The sequence below is a fragment of the Polymorphospora sp. A560 genome (assembly GCF_045781765.1).
Classification (GTDB): domain Bacteria; phylum Actinomycetota; class Actinomycetes; order Mycobacteriales; family Micromonosporaceae; genus Polymorphospora; species Polymorphospora lycopeni.
The window spans coordinates 4,125,197-4,142,653 of record NZ_CP122282.1 but is presented as its reverse complement, the minus strand read 5'-3'; the positions used below and the strand labels follow the sequence as shown (position 1 = coordinate 4,142,653).

Sequence of the window (17,457 nt, the reverse complement as noted above, 5' to 3'; positions counted from 1 at the left end):
GTAAGGGGGAGCGGGCAGTGTTCCGGGTGTCAACGGAGAACAGCCTGGAGGAAGCAATGCGCAAGATCATCGCGTCGACGTACATCACCCTCGACGGTGTCATCGAGAACCCGATGTGGACGATGCCGTACTTCGACGACGAGGCCGGTGCGTTCGCCGACTCGTTGCAGAAGGGCGCCGACGCCCTGCTGATGGGCCGCGCCACCTACGAGGGCTTCGCCGAGGCGTGGCCGAAGATGTCGGAGGCCGACGGCGCCGGCTACATGAACGGCGTCCGCAAGTACGTCGCCTCGACCACCCTGACCGACCCGGCCTGGAACAACACCACGGTCCTGCGGGGCGACCTGGTCGAGGAGGTCACCAGGCTCAAGGCCCAGGACGGGAAGAACATCCTCATGTACGGCTACGGCCCGGTCGCCCACACCCTGCTCGCCGCCGGCCTGCTCGACGAGGCCGTGTTCTGGATCCACCCGGTCCTCGTCGGTGGTCCCAGCGTCACGTCCCCGCTCGCCGACGCCACGGCGACCCTGGAACTCGCCGACACCCGGGTCATGAAGAACGGCGTGATCATCGCGACGTACCGGCCGGCGGGGCGGTAGCCGGCGACGGCCGGACCAGGGCCCGGGCCTCCGCCGGGCCCAGGTCGCGCCCCCGCGCGACCAGGGCGTCGAACTCGGCCCGGCCGAGCGCGGCGACCAGCCGGGCGGTGATCCGGTCGAGTGCGTCACGCTCGGCCGGCGCCGCCCCGAAGTCGGCCGCGGACCGGGCCGCCCGCGCCGCGCCCAGCAGCCGGGCCGCCACGCCCGGGTCACCCGCCGCCGACGCCATGCCCTCCAGCGCGCCGACCGCGTCCCGCTGGGCGGCCATCGCCCACGCCAGGTCGAACGCCTCGGCGTGCAGCGCCAGCGCGGCCGCCGGATCGCCGCCCTGCTCGGCCGCGTAGCCCAGCTCCAGCAGGACCATCGGCAGGAACAGCGCCGGCTGGGGGTCGCGGCGACCCATCTCCACCAGGTGCTCCAGGTGGGTGACCGCCACGTCGAGCTTGCCGTCGCGACGGGCCGCAATGCCCAGGCTCAGTTCCGCGAAGACCATCGCCGCCGGCGCGGCCTGCTCGACCGCCAGCCGGTAGGCCTCCTCACCCAGCTCGCGGGCCCGGGCGTAGTCGCGGGTCTGCACGGCGATCCACGCCAGCCAGGAGAGCTTGCTGCCCACCTCCGGCCACAGCGTCAGCTCCCGTGCCCACCGCAGGCCCTCGTGGTGCATCGCGGCGGCGCGGTCGTACTCGCCCCGCAGGTCGGCGAGGCCACCGACCCAGTCGGTCGCCTGGAGCCGACCCCACCGGTCGCCGAGTTCGGCGAACAGCCGGGCGCAGCGCGTGGCGTCGCGCTCGAGGGCGGCCAGGTCACCGGCGGCGTGCGCCAGCTTGGCCCGGGAGCTGAGCACGGCGGCCTCGGTCCAGCGGTCGCCGGCGTCGGCCGCCACGGACAGCAGCTCCGCGGCCAGGTCCAGCTCGCCGCGGTCGACCAGCGCGTACGCGACGAACCAGGTGACCCGCGGGTCGGCGGCGCGGGCCACGGCGGCGCGGGCCTCGGCGGGCGACACGTGGGCGCCCTGCAACAGTGCGAAGCCGGCCCGCCAGGCGACCGCCCGGGCGTCGTCGCCGGCCGCCGACAGCGCCTGCGCCGCCTCGGTGAACCGCCCGCGCAGAAACCAGTACCAGGTCAGGGCGACGGCGAGGCGGGACCCGTCGCCGTACGCGAGCGCCAGCCGCAGGTTCGCGTCCTCGGCGTCGAGCCGGGCCAGCCACGACCGCTGTCCGGGGCCGCGCAGGGCCGGATCGGCGCGCTCGGCCAGCTCGGTGTGGTACGAGGCGTGCCGGGCCCGTACGGCGTCGGCGTCGGCCAGCCGCTCCAGCGCGAACGCCGCGACCGACTCCAGCAGCCGGTAGCGCGGGCCGCCGGCCGTCTCGTCCAGGACCAACAGCGACCGGTCGACCAGCCGGCCCAGCACGTCGGAGTCGGCGGCGCAGACCGCCCGGGCCGCGTCCAGGGTGCAGCCGTCGCCGAACACGGCGAGCCGCGCGAGCACCGCACGTTCCCGGTCGTCGAGCAGGTCCCAGCTCCAGCCGATCACCGCGGTCAGCGTGCGCTGCCGGGCCGGCACGTCACGGGCGGAGGTGGCGAGCAGCCCGAACCGGTCGTCGAGCCGGTCGACGACACCGGCCAGGCCGAGCGACCGGACCCGGGTCGCCGCCAGCTCCAGGGCCAGCGGCAGGCCGTCGAGCCGGCGGCAGAGCCGCGCGACGGCCGGCGCCGTCCGCTCGTCGAGGCGGAAGTCGCGCTGCCGGGCGGCGGCCCGGGCCGCGAACAACCGGGCCGCCGCCGACCGGCGTACCGCGTCGACGTCGCCGTCGTCGGCGGGCACGGCGAGCGGCGGTACGTCCCACAGCAGCTCCCCGGTCAGCCCGAGCGGCTCCCGGCTGGTCGCCAGTACGGTGACCCCGGGCGCGTCGCGCAGCAGCCGGGCGACCAGGTCGGCGGCCGGTTCGACCACATGTTCGCAGTTGTCGAGCACGAGCAGCAGCCGCCGGTGCCGCAGCGCCGCCAGCAGCCGGCCCCCGGCGGCGCCGCCGGCGCCCGTGCTCTCGTGGACGTCCAGCGCGGCGAGGACCCGGTCGGCGACGCCCGGGTCACCGGCCGGCAGCGCCGCCAGCTCGACCAGGTGGACCCCGTCCGGGAACACCGGCCCGTCCACACCGTCCGGCGCGGTGCCGGCCTCCCGGGCGGCCTCGGTCGCCAGCCGCGTCTTGCCGACGCCGCCCGGCCCGACGAGCGTCACCAGCCGCCGCCCGGCCAGCAGGACGCGCAGCTCGGTCAGCGCCTCGGCCCGGCCGACCAGTTCGTCCAACCGGGCCGGGATGCTGTTCCGCACCAGTGCGGCGGCCGGCGGCGGCCCAGGCATCACCAGTGCGGCGGCCGGCGGCGCGGACCTCGGTGGCGCGCTGAGGCCGGCGTCCTGCGCCAGGATCCGGCGGTGCAGGGCGACGAGGTCCGGACCGGGGTCGAGACCCAGCTCGTCGGCGAGCCGGTCGCGCAGGTCGGCGTAGCTGTCCAGGGCCTCGGACTGGCGGCCGGCGGCGTACAGGGCGCGCAGGTGCAGTGCCCGCAGGCCCTCCCGCAGCGGATAGCGGGCGACCAGCGCGGCGAGGTCGGCGGCGACCAGGTCGTGCTCGCCGCGGGCGAGCCGGGCGTCGGCCAGCCGCTCGTGCACGGCGAGCCGCCGCTCGGCCAGGCCGGTCGCCTCGGCGCGGACGAACTCCGCGTCGGCGATGTCGGCGTACGGCTCGCCGCGCCACAGTTCGAGCGCTGCCGCCAGCCGCTCGACGTCGCCCGCCCCGGACAGTTCGGCGAAGCGGTCCGCGTCGACCGCCGTGGTCCGCAGGACGTAGCCGGGCGGCCGGGACTCGACCAGATCGCGGGCGCCCGGTTCGGCGTCGTCGAGGGCCTTGCGGAGCTGCGAGACCCGCACCTGGAGCGCACCGGCGGCGTTCGCGGGCGGGGCGTCACCCCACAGGTCGTCGATGAGCCGGTCGGCGGAGACGACCTGGTTGCGGTTCGCCAGCAGGTCGGCGAGCAGCGCCCGGACCTTGGCCCCGGGTACGGTGACCGGCCCGCCGGCGTCGGTGGTGACGGCGAGCGGCCCGAGTACGCCGAACTGCATGCCGGCCACCCTACAAGCGGTAAGCCGAGCTGAAGCCGGCCGTAAGCGGCGTGCCGCACGGTGTGGACGTCGCCCGCACCGCCACACCGAGGGGAACCCGCCATGAGCTACGCGACCGTCGACGACCTGCGCATGTACTACGAGGAGCACGGCACCGCCGAGGGCCGGCCGCTCGTCCTGCTCCACGGCGCGCTCTCCGCGATCGGCACCTCGTTCGGCGCCCTCCTGCCACTGCTGGCGAGGACGAGACGGGTCGTCGCCGTCGAGTTCCAGGCGCACGGCCGTACCGCCGACGCCGACCGGCCGCTGACGTACGAGAGGTTCGCCGCCGACGTCGTCGGCCTGCTCGACCACCTGGGCGTCGACGTCGCCGACGTACTCGGGTGGAGCATGGGCGCGGGCGTCGCCCTGCGGCTCGGCACCGACCACCCCGACCGCGTCGGCCGCCTCGTCCTGGCCTCGGGAAGCTTCGACGAGTCCGGCCTGCACCCCGGCCTGCTCGACGGCATCCAGGACCTGCGGCCCGAGCACCTGCGCGGCTCGCAGTTCCACGAGGAGTACCTGCGTACCGCCCCGGACCCGGCCGGATGGGCGAACCTGGTCGGCAAGGTGAAGCGGCTCGACGCCGACCCGCCGCGCTGGTCCGCCGACCAGATCCGCGCCCTCGCCGCCCCGACCATGGTCGTGCTCGCCGACTCCGACATCGTCGTGCCGGAGCACGCGGTGCGGATGTTCCGGCTGCTCGGCGGCGGCGTCGCCGGCGACCTGGTGGGGTTGCCGCGGTGCCGGCTGGCGGTGCTGCCCGGCACCACGCACACGAGCCTGCCGCAGCGGGCCGAGTGGCTGGCCCCGATGGTCGACGAGTTCCTCGACGCGTAGGCCGGCCGGCGCCGGACCGGTGCCGCAACGCACTGGTCGGGCGCTGTTACCGTCGACCGCGATGACTGCCCACGAGCGGCCCTACCGGCCCGCGCCCGACGCGGCGATGCTGGTCGGCGCCGTCGCCGCCCTCGCCGGCTACCTGCTGCCGTGGTTCAAGGTCGGCCCGTCGTACCTGTGGTGGTACTCGGGATGGGAGTACGCGACCCTGAGCACCGGCGGCGGGTGGACGCTGCTGACGATCCCCTTCCTCGCCGGGGCGGTCGTGGCCAGCCTGTGGGCCGGCCGCTCGGTGGCGGCGGCGATGACGGCGGTGACCGCCGGGGTCGCCGGCATGTTCCTCGCGCTCGCCGTGGTCGCGGTCAGCCTCGGGGCGATGCCCGAGCGGAGCAGCAGCAACTGGGTCGGCGAGCTGCCGTTCGGGCCCGGGCTGCCGCTGATGGCGCTCGGCTTCGGCCTGCTGTTCGCCGCCGTCCTGCGCGGCCGCCCGCTCCCGCCGCTGGACCCTCCGCCGGCACGCCCCGCCACGCCGCCCGGCGGTTAATCCGTCGAACCCACCGGGGTCGGGTTTGTACGGTGCCGGCATGTCTTCGTCATTACGGCTGGAGAAGGTCACCCCGGACAACGTCGAGGCGGCCTGCCGCCTGGCGATCCGGCCCGAGCAGGAGCGTTTCGTCGAGCCGGTCGCATGGTCGCTGGCCGAGGCGTACGCGCGGCCCGAGGTCGCCTGGCCCCGGCTGGTCTACGACGGCGACCGGCTCGTCGGCTTCGTGATGGGATTCCTCGCCGTCAGGTGGACCCCGGACGACCCGGGCGACGTCCGGTCCGGCATCTGGCGGCTGAACATCGCCGCCGAACACCAGGGCCGGGGATACGGCCGCTTCGCCGTCGGCGCGGTGTGCGACGAGGTACGCCGGCGCGGCGCGGACCGGGCGACGGTGACCTGGGAGCCGGGCGAGTCCGGGCCGGAGGGGTTCTACCTGCGGCTCGGCTTCCGCCCGACGGGGGAGACCAGCGGCGGACAGACCGTCGGCGAGCTGCCCCTGACCGGACGCTGACTCCCGGCGGCTCAGCCGGGCAGCCGCAGCAGCCGGGCGCCGGTGTGCCACAGCACGTCGCGCATCCAGCCGTCGCCGAGATCCAGCCGGGCCAGCGCCGCGAGCTGGTGCGCGTACGGGTAGGGGATGTTGGGGAAGTCGCTGCCGAGCGCGACGCGGTGGCCGAGACCGGCGAGCCGGTCGACGTACCGGCGCGGCAGCGGGGCGAACCGGTCGCTGAAGTCGGTGCCGGCCATCGTGGTGTCGAGGTGGACGTTCGGGTACGCCTCGACGAGGTCGGCGAACCCGTCGTACTCGGGCATGCCGAGGTGGGCGATCACCAGCGTGAGCCGCGGGTGGTCGGCGAGCAGCCGGCGTACGGGCGCGGTGCCGGTGTGCTCGCCGGCCAGCGGCGCGGAGCCGGCGTGGATCACGACCGGGACCCCGGCCGCCTCGAGCAGGCTCCAGGCGTCGCCGAGGCGCGGGTCGTCCGGGGCGAACCGGCCCACCTGGACGTGCACCTTGAACAGTCGCGCCCCACGCCGCAGCGCGTCGCGGACGACGTCGGTGACGTCCGGCTCGGGGTAGAAGGTGGCGCAGTGCAGCCCGCCGGGGACCCGGCCGGCGAAGTCCGCGGCCCAGTCGTTGAGCCAGCGCGCCATCCCGGGCTTGTGCGCGTACGACAGGGCGGGGATCGCGTGCAGGCCGAGGGCGCGCAGCCGGCGCAGACGGTCGGCCTCGTCGGTGCGGTAGTGGATCGGCCACGGCAGGCCGTAGTTCCGCTCGGCCCGGTCGAAGTACGCCCACACCTTGCGCAGCATCGGCTCGGGCAGGAAGTGCACGTGCACGTCGGCCAGCCCGGGCAGGCCGAGTCCGCGCACGTAGCCGGGCACGTCGGCGTCGGTGCGTGGACCGGGCGTCGTCACCGGCGCTCTCCCTTCCCGAGTGCCCGCCGGCGTCGCGGGCGTCCCTGGACCCTAGCCCCCGGACGGGGCACACGGCCGGGTCCCGGGCGGTCCGCAACGGACCTGCCGACACCCCGGACCGCCCCACCCCCCGGATGGGGTTCCCGACGCCCCCGGCATCCGGAGACCGCCGCGATCGTGGGAGGCAGCGGGTGGGCGAGGTCAGGGTGGGCGACGACCACGGGCCGGCGGTGCGGCCCCGGACGGGATGACGGCGAAGTGTCGGAAGCGGCGTGGCTGGTCTGCTGGGAGTGCCGGGTGACCCTCTGCCTGGGCAAGGCGGTGAAGGAGGAGCACTCCGATCGCGTCACCGTGTACGTGACCCCGGCGGGGGTGGGTTCGGTGGATCCGGTTCGGACCAGGGCGCTCTGGCGGATGATGGCGGACCACGTCGGCCACCCGCTGGAGGTGGTCCGTGAGTTCAGCCGGCGGTTCGACGATGTCGGCGAACTGGACGAGAACGGCGACGACGTCTACGCGGACATCGGCGCGGAGGAGTTCGCCCTGGACCATGCCGGTTAGCCTGGCGGGCCGCGTCCGCTCACCGTGCCCCTCTCGCGCCGGCGGGGCTGCCGGCGGGACTGAGTGCCGGCTAAGGTCGGCTGGATCGACGGCGATGCGACGGGAGGCGTGATCGTGGCTCAGGACAGCGGTGCGGTGGCGGCGCGGGACACCACAGTGGACGACTCCGGTGATCGGGACGTCCGGGCCGATCGCGAGATCGCCCCGCCCGGCGTCGACATCACGGTGGCCCACTCGGCCCGGATGTACGACTGGTGGCTCGGCGGCACCGACAACTTCGCGGTCGACCGGGCGGTCGGCGCCGCCTTCGCCGAGGCGATCCCGGACATCCGCACGATGGCCCGGGAGAACCGCCGGTTCCTCGACCGGGTCGTCGACCACCTGGTGCGCGAGGCCGGCGTACGGCAGTTCCTCGACATCGGCAGCGGCATCCCGACCAGCCCCAACCTGCACGAGGTCGCCCAGCGGAACGTCCCCGACGCCCGGGTGGTCTACGTCGACAACGACCCGATCGTGCTCGCCCACTCCCGGGCGCTGATCGGCGACGCCGGTGCCGGTGCGACCGAATACATCCACGCCGACCTGCGCGACCCGGCGTCGATCCTGGCCGACCCGGTGCTGGCCCGCACCCTCGACCTGGACCGGCCGGTGGCCCTGATGCTGGTCGCGATGCTGATGCTGATCGCCGACGAGGACGACCCGTGGGGCACGTCCCGGGAGTTGATGGACGCCCTGCCGCCCGGCAGCTACGTCGTCGTCACCCACCCCGGCCAGGACTTCGACCCGGCGGCGATGGCGAAGGTGGTCGAGGCGGCCGGCCGCGGCGGCATGACCCTGGTGCCCCGCACCCGCACCGAGGTGGAGCGGTTCTTCGGCGACTGGGAACTCGTGGAGCCCGGCGTGGTGCCGGTGCTGGCGTGGCGGCCGGACGGCCCACCGCCGGCCGACCCGAACGCCGCCTACTACTGGGCCGGGGTCGCCCGCAAGCCCGGCTGAGCGCCGGGACTCCCGGGTTCGCCGGCCGGCGAACCTGGGAGTTTCCTGTCACCCGCCCGGTGGTGGGATTCAGCCGGCCCGCGAGTGGAGATGTTCCGGGGCATACCGATCGCACCCGACCGGAAGGCCCCACCGGATGGCAAGTCCCGCCGCACCAGCCCCGTCGCCCGGTCCCGCCGCGCCCGGAGCGGCCCGATGAGGGCGCGGCCGCGTTTCCCGGTCGAGCCGTGGCAGGTCCGCGAACCCGACCTGGACCTGGACTGGCTGGCCGAGGCCGAGTCGACGTTCGCGCTGTCGAACGGGCACGTCGGCCTGCGCGGCAACCTCGACGAGGGCGATCCGGCCGGCGTGCCGGGCACCTACCTCAACTCGCTGTACGAGGAGTACGACCTCGACTATCCGGAGAGCGGCTACGCCTTCCCCGAGCGGGGCCAGACCGTCGTCAACGCGCCGAACGGCAAGCTGATCCGGCTGTACGTGGACGAGGTGCCGTTCGACGTACGCACCGGGACGTTGTCGCACCACGAACGGGTCCTCGACCTGCGGGCCGGCACGCTGCGGCGGACCGTGGAGTGGATCAGCCCGGCCGGTGCGGCGGTCCGGCTGCGCAGCACCCGGCTGGTGTCGCTGACCCGGCCGGCGGTGGCGGCGATCGACTACGAGGTGACCGCCGTCGACCACCCGGTCCGGCTGCGGATCGAGTCGGACCTGCTCGCCGACGAGGACACCCCGGGGGACCGCGACGACCCGCGGGCCGCGACCGCGCTCACCGCGCCGCTGAGCGCCGTACGGCACCGGGCCGGGCGCACCGGCGGGCTGCTGGCGCACCGTACGCGGCGCAGCCGGTTGCCGGTCGTGTCGGCCGTCGACCACGACGTCACCGGCCCGGACGGCGTGACCTGCACGTCGACGGCGCGGCCGGACCTGGTGCGTACGACGGTCACCGCCGACCTGCCGGTCGGCGGCACGCTGCGGATCCGCAAACTGATCGGGTACGCGTGGGCCACCACCGCGGTGGACGGGACGGCGCCGGTCGACGCGCTGTGTGCCGAGGCCACCGCGGCGGTCGACGACGCGCGCCGGGCCGGCTGGGACGCGCTGGCCGCCGAGCAGCGGGCCCGGCTCGACGACTTCTGGGACCTCGCCGACGTCGAACTCGACGGCGACCCGGAGGTGCAGCAGGCGGTCCGGTTCGACCTGTTCCACGTGCTGCAGTCCGGCGCCCGGGCCGGCGTCGCCCCGATCCCCGCCAAGGGCCTGACCGGCAACGGCTACGACGGCCACGTGCTGTGGGACACCGAGAGCTTCGTGCTGCCGGTGTTGACGTACACCTGCCCGGACGCGGTCCGGGACGCGCTGCGGTGGCGGCACGCCAACCTGCCGACCGCCCGTGAGCGGGCGCGCGAACTGCGGCTGGCCGGGGCCGCGTTCCCGTGGCGGACCATCGGCGGCCCGGAATGCTCCGGCTACTGGCCCGCCGGCACGGCCGCGCTGCACATCAACGCCGACATCGCCGACGCGGTGCTGCGCTACGTCGCCGCGACCGGCGACACCGGGTTCGCGCGCGGGCCGGCCTCGAACTGCTGGTGGAGACGGCCCGGCTGTGGCGGCACGTCGGCCGCTACGACGACGAGGGCGGCTTCCACCTCGACGGGGTGACCGGGCCCGACGAGTACACCGCGGTCGTCAACGACAACCTGTTCACCAACGTCATGGCCCGCCGCAACCTGCGGGCCGCGGCCGACGCCGCCGACCGGTATCCGGACCGGGCCGCCGACCTCGGCGTCGACCGGCACGAGACGGCCGCCTGGCGGGCCGCGGCGGCGGCGACCCACCTGCCGTACGACGACAAGCTCGGCGTGCACGAGCAGGCGGCCGGGTTCACCCGGCTCGCCGAGTGGGACTTCGCCGGCACCGGCGCCGACGACTATCCGCTGCTGCTGCACTACCCGTACTTCGAGCTGTACCGCAAGCAGGTGGTGAAGCAGGCCGACGTGGTCCTCGCGATGCTGTGCTGCGGCGAGTCGTTCACGCCCGAGGAGAAGGCCCGCAACTTCGCCTACTACGAGCAGCGCACCGTACGCGACTCCTCGCTGTCGCCGTCCAGCCAGGCGGTACTGGCGGCGGAGGTGGGGCACCTCGAACTCGCCCACGACTACCTGGCCGAGTCGGCGTTGCAGGACCTGCGCAACCTCGGCGACAAGACCGGCGACGGGCTGCACGTGGCGTCGCTGGCCGGGGCGTGGACGGCGGTGGTGATGGGTTTCGGCGGCCTGCGCGACCACGACGGCACCCTGTCGTTCGTGCCCCGGCTGCCCAGTCACCTGCCGGCGCTGCGGTTCTCGATCGCCTGGCGTGGGCTGCGGCTGCGGGTGGCGGTCACCGCCGGCACCGGCCCCGGCAGCCCCGCCGGCTCGGTGACGTACCGCCTCGACGGCGGCGGGCCGGCCGCGTCGGTCGACCTGTGCCACCACGGGGAGCCGCTCACGGTGACCGGCGCCGCGCCGGTGACCCGGCCGGTGCCGCCGCTGGCCGACCCGGGCGCCGAGCCGCCCGCCCCGGCCGGCCGGGCCCCGACCCGCCGCCGCGACACCCTCGACCACCTCGTCGCGGCGGATCGAGGCGGCGCGGTGGATTAGGGGCCGCCGGCGGATCGAGGGTGCGCGGCGGATCGGGGGATTGAACCGGTCCGGACAGGAAAGGAAGAAGATCAACCGCGGTGCGTCCGGCACCGCCCGGCGAGACGAGGAGATTCGGAGCATGCCCGACCAGTTCACCCGGCAGGACCCGCGCACCCAGTACCCCCGGCCGCAGGCGCAGGGCGCCGAACAGCAGTCCGCACCCGGCTCCGACGAGGCGATGCGGCTGGAGGCCGACCACGGCGAGGAGACGTACCGGGGCAGCGGCCGGCTGACCGACCGCAAGGCGATCGTCACCGGCGCCGACTCGGGAATCGGCCGGGCCGTCGCGCTCGCGTTCGCCAGGGAGGGCGCCGACGTGCTCCTGTCGTACCTGCCCGAGGAGGAGGACGACGCGAAGCGGACGGTGGAACTGGTCGAGGCCGCCGGCCGGCGCGCGGTACCGGTCCCCGGCGACGTACGCGACGAGGCGCACTGCGGCCGGCTCGTCGAGCGGGCCGTCGAGGAGTTCGGCGGCGTCGACATCCTGGTCAACAACGCCGCCTACCAGATGTCGGTCGACGGGATCGCGGAACTGTCCACCGAACAGTTCGACCGGGTCTTCAAGACCAACGTGTACGCCATGTTCTGGCTGTGCCGCGCCGCGCTGCCGCACATGCCGCCCGGCGCCACGATCATCAACACGTCGTCGATCCAGGGCTTCGAACCGTCGCCGAACCTGCTCGACTACGCCTCCACCAAGGCGGCGATCGTGAACTTCACCAGGGCGCTGGCCAAGGAGGTCATCGGCCAGGGCGTACGGGTCAACTCGGTGGCGCCCGGTCCGGTGTGGACGCCGCTGATCCCGGCGACGATGCCGCCGGACAAGGTGGCGTCGTTCGGCGAGCAGACCCCGCTCGGCCGGGCCGCGCAGCCGGCCGAGCTGGCGCCGGCGTACGTCTTCCTCGCCTCGCAGGAGTCCAGCTACATCACCGCCGAGACCCTGGCCGTGACCGGCGGCCGCGTAGCAAGCTGACCGCCCCGGCCCCTGGCCCGGCGCCCCGCGCGAGCGCCGGCTTGCCGCGCCGGCGCCGGCTTGCCGCGTCGATCAAGGAGTTGTCGCGCGACATACCGTGCGGACCGGGCACGGTTTCTCCGTGATCGGCCGGCGCTCCACTTATGGCCGGGCGGTCAGTCCGGGGCGTCGGGGTGGCGGTCCGGGGGAGGGGTCGGCAGCAGCGGGCCGCCGAGCAGGTCGACCAGCCGGTTCTTGCGCCGGGTCCACCGTGTCGCCCGTACGGTGGCCCGGCGCCGCCGATCCGGCCGGTCGCGGTAGAACCGCCGGGCCCACGGGCTGTCGGGCGCGGCCAGCCGGATCGCGCCCAGCAGCCCGGCCAGCGACACGGCCACGCTGAGCAGCGCCAGCCACGGCTTGCCCTTCAGCGCGGTGACGACGCTCAGGCTCAGGTTGACCACGACACCCGCCACGGCGAGCCAGCGGGCCGAGGCCTCCGCGTCGCTGATGCCGGAAAGCCCGAAGGGGACGGCACCGACCAGGAGCATGCCGGTGCCGGCGACGGCGACCAGGACCGCGTCGATCGAGGTCCGGCCCTGCCGCGTCCAGTAGACGTCCTCGAGGTGCAGCAGCAGCGCGAACTCGTCGAGCACCAGCCCCGCACCGACCCCGAAGGCGAACGCGAGCAGGTCGCGGGCCGGCCCGTCGGTGCGTACGGCGAAGTTGACGGTGCCCGCCACCAGCATGATCAGTACGCCGAACAGTTCGTGGTGCAGGTGCACCCCGCCGGCCGACACGTTGCCGGGCCACCAGCGGACCTGGGCGCGGATCAGCCGGGTGCTGGTGCGGATGAAGGCGAAGCCGAGGACGAGTCCGACGAGCAGCAGGAGGACGGCCTGCTTGCCGGGCGCGACGATCTGCTCCTGGTAACTGTGGGTCAGCCAGGACCACGACCATGCCATTCACCCTTTATAGCCCTTTTGTCGCCGCGTACCGCGCTGCCCCGCCCTCGCCGCGGCCCGCTGCCTCTCGCCCGGGCGGCGCCGCCCGCCAATGAGGCTCGATCGAGGACAAAGCGTGCCCGACTCGCACCATATGTCGCGCAACAAGTCCTTGATCAACGCGTCGGCGGCCGCGCCGCCGGCCGTGCCGGCCGCCCGCGACCCCGCCCGCGGCGCCGGCGCGGGCGGGGTCAGCGCGCGGCCGGCGCCAGGCCGGGGACGCGGGGGGTTTTGTGGCGGGCGGTGGGGCCGTCCGAGGTCACCAGGACCGGGGTGCCGAGATGCTGCTCCACCGCTGTCGGCCAGTCGGTCGGGGGCGGTTCGGCGTACACCGGGCGGCTGGTCAGCAGGCGGCGGGTCAGTGCCTCCTGGCGGGCCAGGTCGCCGGGCGGCCCGGGCACCAGCCGGTCGGTCCAGTCGTACCCGGCGCAGATCCTCGGCCGGTGCGTGCGCGCCACGTCCAGGTGGGTCAGCGCCAGCCCGTCGACACCGCCGGCGACCTCGATCGCGTACCGGTGGGCGACCGCGTCGAAGTGCCCGAACCGGAAGCGGCCCTGCCAGGCGTTGGTGTGGTTGTGCGGCTCGGCCGGCGCCAGCGCCGGGTCCTCGGTGACCAGCGGCCCCGGCCCGTGCCGTGGGGTGACGGTCCGCAGCACGCCGAGCCGGGTCGCCGTACCGGCCAGCCCGGCCTCGGCGAGCAGCGCCTCGGCGTTGGCGAACGTGGTCGTGCTCCACGTCGTGTACGGGTGGAACCCGTGCCACTCGTCGAGCAGCACCCCCTGGGCGCCCTCGAAGACGACGGTCCCGGCCCGCAGCAGCCGCCCGGTGAAGTCGCCGTCCACTACCGACACCTGCTCGGCGAAGGCGGTGAACGCGGCCACGCAGTCGTCGACCGGCGGCGCGTCGAGCGGCCCGACTTCGGCGGCGAGCCGGTCGCGCAGCGCCGCCAGGCGGGTACGCAGCCGGGCGGGGGACAGGCAGTCGGCGACCCTCGGCGCGTCGTCGGGGTACGCGAGAGCGTACGCCATCGTCTCGCCGACCCCCATCCCGCACGACCCGTGCCGGTCGCCGCCCCGGGCCAGCTCCCGGGCCCGGTTCGCGGCCCGGTGCCACGGGGTGGCGAGCAGCGCGTCCCGGTCGACGGTCAGCCGGGGAAGCGCGTCGGTCACCCCGAGGGCCGCCAGATGGTCGGCCTCGCCGGCCAGGGCCAGCGGGTCGACCACCATGTGCCGGGACAGGTGGGTACGCACCCCGGGCCGGAACGTCCCCGACCCGAACTGCGCGAACGTGTGGTGCCGCCCGTCCGGCAGGACGACGGTGTGCGCCGCCTGCGCGCCGCCGTTGAAGCGGACCACCGCGTGGACCGGCCGGCTCGCGCACAGCCAGTCCACGACGGTGCCCTTGCCCGCGTCGCCGTACCCGAGGTCGACGACGATGACGTGCTCCACGGTGTGCTCCCTAGCTGCCGTTTGGTTCGTGCTGCGGTGCTCCGCTGCGCTGCGCTCTCGCACTCAGCTGTTTGGTTCGTGCTGCGGTGCTCCGCTGCGCTGCGCTCCTCGCACTCACAGCCGGGTGACGCGGTCGGTGGTGCCGGTGCGGGCCGGCAGCGCCGAGCGGGTCGCCGGCGCGCGGTCGGCGCCGATGCGGACGAGGGCCTTCGACACCGTCGCCGCCGCGTCCGAGCCGACCTCGCGCAGGTCGTCGAGCGCCTCGTCGAGGTCGACGGTGCCCTCGCCCAGCCCGACGGTCAGCGCGATCGTCTCGCACGCCGCGTCGAGGTCGTCGAGTTCGATCGCGTTCTGGCCGAGCAGGTCGCGCCAGAAGCCGAGCACCCGCGGGTCCTTGGCGTGCGAGCTGCCGGCCGGCAGCAGGAAGTAGGTGTCCCACTTCTGGCGCACCTCGTCGACGATGCCCGCCAGCGGCACGTTCTCGGCGATGCCCTCGCCCAGCACCGCCCGGACCTCGCGCCGCTTCACCTGCGGGTACGCCATCTCGTCGCCGATGATGAACAGGTAGCCGCGCCGGCCCCGCTTCTCGTGGCAGTCGATCGCGGTGTGCCGGGCCATGAAGTACATCGCCAGCTCGTACGACTCGGTCATCTGCCCGCCGCCGCCGCCTTCCAGCACCATGTTGCCGAGGTGCTCGTCCATCCGGTTGTCCGACTCGAACTGGCCGACCTGCAACGGCACCCGGTCGCAGGTGGCGTCGCCGATCGCGCCGAACATGATCTGCGGGTCGGTGGCGTAGCCCTTGCGCAGCAGCAGGCCCAGCAGTTGCGGCAGCTTCTCCTGCAACACCCGGGGCACGTTGCGCATCGAGCCGGTGACGTCGAAGAGCACCGCGATCGCGACCGACTCGGGGTGTTCGGCGCTGTCCCGGCTCTCCCGTGCGGTCACCCCGCGCGGGTCGAGCGACGGGTGCACCGTACGGGCACCGCCGTCGCTGTAGGCAAAGGCGCTCTTGCCGCTGGCGCGGCGGTAGCTCTTGGCGGCGTCGTAGACGTCGGTGGACCAGATTCCGCTTCCCATCTCGGGCCTTCCTCTCTAGAGCGTGAACGGTCGGAACGTGCGGGGGCCGTAGAGGTCCGCCAGCACGTCGTCGAATTCGTCGAGCAGTCGCCAGGCGTCGTCGGGACGCTGGCGCGGGGACGGCAGGGTGCAGCCGGCGACGAACCGGCGCAGCGCCGGCGGGGCCAGGTCACCCATCAGGTGGGCCATGCACCGGCTGGCCATGGCGATGTCGGTGGCCGGGCCGGGGCGTTCCCGTCGGGTGACCTCGACCGGATACCAGTCGGCGTACGCCGGCACCAGCGCCGGTATCCGTTCGCCCTCGTCGCTGGCCGAGTAGCACCAGTCGACGAGGACGACGCCGTGCGCGTCCGGTTCGATCAGTACGTGTTCGGGCAGCACCGCGCCGTGCACGACACCGGCCCGGTGGGCCAGGCCGAGGGCGGTGAGCAGCCGTCGCCACATCCAGGCGGCGTCGCGGGCGTCGAGCCCGTCCGGGCGGCGGCGCCGGACCTCGGCGAGGCTGTGCAGGTTGCCGACGGCGGCGACGACGTTGACGCGGCGCTGGGTGCCGTCGGCGGTGTCGGTGTGCTGGAACGTGTCGACCAGCCGGGGCACGTACGGCAGGAACCGCGGGTCGCCGCGGTCGGCGAGCGCCCGCAGGGCCCGGGCCTCGCGGGCCATCAGGTCGTTGTTGGCCGGGTCGCGGGGCAGCTTGAGCAGCCGGTCGGCACCGACGTCGTAGAGGTCGGCGAGGTCGCCGCGGTGGGTCGGGCTCCCGGTGAGGCGGTAGCTGTCCCGGCGGGTCCGGATCACCACGCTCCGCCGGTCCTGCCACAGGCCGCTGAGCCGGACGAACGCCTCGGTGGCTGCATCCGGTCCGGTCCCGGCGGCCGGCCGCCGGTCGGGGTGCAGCACCCGGGCCAGGTCGCGGTAGCGGCGGGCCGGGTCGGCGTCGCCGAACAGGTCGTCGGCGTCGCGGGCCGACATGACCAGCCGGATCGCCTCGGCGACCGTCGTCATCGGACGGCCTCCTCTCGGGAGGGCCGCAGCAGCGCCGGGTGCAGCAGCCGGGCGTCGCCGGCCCGGTAGAGCCGGGCCCGTGGCCCGCCGCGCGCGCCACCGCGGTCGGTGGTCGCGCCGACGCTCTCCAGGAACCCGGGTACGGACAGCACCTTGCGGTGGAAGTTGCCGGCGTGCAGGGTGTCGCCCCAGACGGTCTCGTAGACCGCGCGCAGTTCGGCGATGGTGAACTCGGGGCCGACGAACCGGGTGGCCAGCGGCGTGTACTCCAGCTTGGAGCGGGCCCGGTCGAGGCCGTCGGCGACGATCCGGGCATGGTCGAAGGCCAGCTTCCGGGTGGTGCCGGGCCGCTGCCGGACCGGGCGGCCGGGCAGCGCGGCGGCGTCCGGCAGCCCGAGGCTGTCGACGGCCACCCAGGCCGCCTCGTCGGCGTCGGAGCCGGCCGCCGGGTCGGGCAGGTCGGGGGCGAAGGCGAGGTAGGCGACCGAGACGACCCGCATCCGCGGGTCCCGTCCCGGTGTGCCGTACGTGCCCAGCTGTTCCAGGTGGACCCGGCCGAGCCCGCCGGCCTGTACGCCGGTCTCCTCGGCCAGTTCGCGGCCGGCGCCGGTGGGCAGGTCCTCGTCGGGGTGGACGAAGCCGCCCGGCAGGGCCCAGTGTCCGGCGTACGGCGGGGCGGCCCGGCGTACGAGCAGCAGGTGCAGCCGTCCGTCGCGGATCGTGAACGCGACGACGTCGACGGTCACCGCGACCGGCGGGTAGGCGCGCGGGTCGTACGCGGCGAGGAAGTCCTCTTCGGTCATCGGGCGTCCTTTCCGGTCGGGCGGTACGTCGAGAACGTTACTCTCACTCTGAGTCTTTCTCAACCCGTGAATAACCCTGATCACAGTGGACGACTGCAAAACTGCCCGGCTCGCGCTGCAAGTTCCGGAGTCGCGCCGTAGGGTGGAAGTGGCGCTATTCGGATGCAACCCGGCAATTCCACGGCCGGGTTGGCCGATTAGCGCTAATTCCACCTCAAATTTCCTGCAATTCCGTCTTATTGACGCATATATTTCTGCCTGCCTACGGTGAATGCGAAGGTCCCGTTCGGATCGTGGACCTTCATCCCACGCACGAAGGCAGTGCGGCGGTGGCCCGACGGCCCGCCGCCGCACCGGCGACCCCGCGTCGC

The 17,457-nt window shown here is 74.6% G+C and carries 14 protein-coding genes and 1 pseudogene; 8 read left to right on the top strand and 7 right to left on the bottom strand.

Translation table 11 applies throughout. The features are described 5' to 3' along the window. Positions 1–17 precede the first annotated feature (17 nt). Positions 18–599, top strand: a complete 582-nt coding sequence (locus tag QCD66_RS18485) for a dihydrofolate reductase family protein (RefSeq protein ID WP_375736954.1) — start codon at positions 18–20, stop codon at positions 597–599. Here QCD66_RS18485 and QCD66_RS18480 read toward each other — a convergent pair. Beyond that, on the bottom strand, positions 568–3,720 hold the full coding sequence (locus tag QCD66_RS18480) for a BTAD domain-containing putative transcriptional regulator (RefSeq protein ID WP_407566688.1): 3,153 nt from the start codon (positions 3,718–3,720) through the stop codon (positions 568–570). The genes QCD66_RS18485 and QCD66_RS18480 overlap by 32 nt on opposite strands. 102 nt (positions 3,721–3,822) lie before the next feature. Here QCD66_RS18480 and QCD66_RS18475 point away from each other — a divergent pair, with 102 nt between their 5' ends. The 3 genes from QCD66_RS18475 to QCD66_RS18465 all read left to right on the top strand — a co-directional run bounded on the left by QCD66_RS18475 (position 3,823) and on the right by QCD66_RS18465 (position 5,657). After that, positions 3,823–4,599: an alpha/beta fold hydrolase gene (locus QCD66_RS18475; RefSeq protein WP_364219844.1), complete on the top strand. Its 777-nt coding sequence runs from the start codon at positions 3,823–3,825 to the stop codon at positions 4,597–4,599. A gap of 61 nt (positions 4,600–4,660) precedes the next feature. After that, positions 4,661–5,143 (top strand): hypothetical protein, encoded by a 483-nt coding sequence (locus QCD66_RS18470; protein ID WP_407566687.1) that lies wholly within the window; start codon positions 4,661–4,663, stop codon positions 5,141–5,143. A 40-nt stretch (positions 5,144–5,183) separates the two neighbouring features. Beyond that, complete coding sequence (locus QCD66_RS18465) at positions 5,184–5,657, top strand: GNAT family N-acetyltransferase (protein ID WP_364219850.1); 474 nt, start codon at positions 5,184–5,186, stop codon at positions 5,655–5,657. 11 nt (positions 5,658–5,668) lie between these two features. On the opposite strand, the gene QCD66_RS18460 is transcribed toward QCD66_RS18465, so the two are convergent. Next, a complete protein-coding gene (locus QCD66_RS18460) occupies positions 5,669–6,562 on the bottom strand; it encodes an amidohydrolase family protein (protein WP_364219853.1) in 894 nt (297 codons plus the stop codon). A gap of 258 nt (positions 6,563–6,820) precedes the next feature. Here QCD66_RS18460 and QCD66_RS18455 point away from each other — a divergent pair, with 258 nt between their 5' ends. The 4 genes and pseudogenes from QCD66_RS18455 to QCD66_RS18440 all read left to right on the top strand — a co-directional run bounded on the left by QCD66_RS18455 (position 6,821) and on the right by QCD66_RS18440 (position 11,773). Then, positions 6,821–7,123 carry a hypothetical protein gene (locus tag QCD66_RS18455; RefSeq protein WP_375736925.1) on the top strand — a complete coding sequence of 101 codons (303 nt, stop codon included), beginning with the start codon at positions 6,821–6,823 and terminating at the stop codon, positions 7,121–7,123. A gap of 198 nt (positions 7,124–7,321) precedes the next feature. After that, a complete protein-coding gene (locus tag QCD66_RS18450) occupies positions 7,322–8,119 on the top strand; it encodes an SAM-dependent methyltransferase (RefSeq protein WP_364220046.1) in 798 nt (265 codons plus the stop codon). A 195-nt stretch (positions 8,120–8,314) separates the two neighbouring features. Next, positions 8,315–10,758, top strand: a pseudogene (locus QCD66_RS18445) (glycoside hydrolase family 65 protein). A gap of 121 nt (positions 10,759–10,879) precedes the next feature. After that, complete coding sequence (locus QCD66_RS18440) at positions 10,880–11,773, top strand: glucose 1-dehydrogenase (protein WP_357542036.1); 894 nt, start codon at positions 10,880–10,882, stop codon at positions 11,771–11,773. Positions 11,774–11,928: 155 nt separating this feature from the next. Here the strand turns inward: QCD66_RS18440 and QCD66_RS18435 are convergent, their stop codons facing one another. From QCD66_RS18435 to QCD66_RS18415, 5 genes are all read right to left on the bottom strand, one after another. Further along, positions 11,929–12,714, bottom strand: coding sequence for a hypothetical protein (locus QCD66_RS18435; RefSeq protein WP_407566686.1), 786 nt, complete (start codon positions 12,712–12,714; stop codon positions 11,929–11,931). A 230-nt stretch (positions 12,715–12,944) separates the two neighbouring features. Beyond that, on the bottom strand, positions 12,945–14,201 hold the full coding sequence (locus QCD66_RS18430) for an adenylosuccinate synthetase (protein ID WP_364219868.1): 1,257 nt from the start codon (positions 14,199–14,201) through the stop codon (positions 12,945–12,947). A 114-nt stretch (positions 14,202–14,315) separates the two neighbouring features. Continuing rightward, positions 14,316–15,281 carry a hypothetical protein gene (locus tag QCD66_RS18425; RefSeq protein ID WP_364219871.1) on the bottom strand — a complete coding sequence of 322 codons (966 nt, stop codon included), beginning with the start codon at positions 15,279–15,281 and terminating at the stop codon, positions 14,316–14,318. Positions 15,282–15,296: 15 nt separating this feature from the next. Beyond that, a complete protein-coding gene (locus QCD66_RS18420) occupies positions 15,297–16,283 on the bottom strand; it encodes a serine/threonine protein kinase (RefSeq protein WP_375736383.1) in 987 nt (328 codons plus the stop codon). Then, positions 16,280–17,086 (bottom strand): NUDIX domain-containing protein, encoded by an 807-nt coding sequence (locus tag QCD66_RS18415; RefSeq protein WP_364219877.1) that lies wholly within the window; start codon positions 17,084–17,086, stop codon positions 16,280–16,282. The genes QCD66_RS18420 and QCD66_RS18415 overlap by 4 nt, the downstream gene beginning before the upstream one ends. Between the last annotated feature and the right edge of the window lie 371 nt (positions 17,087–17,457).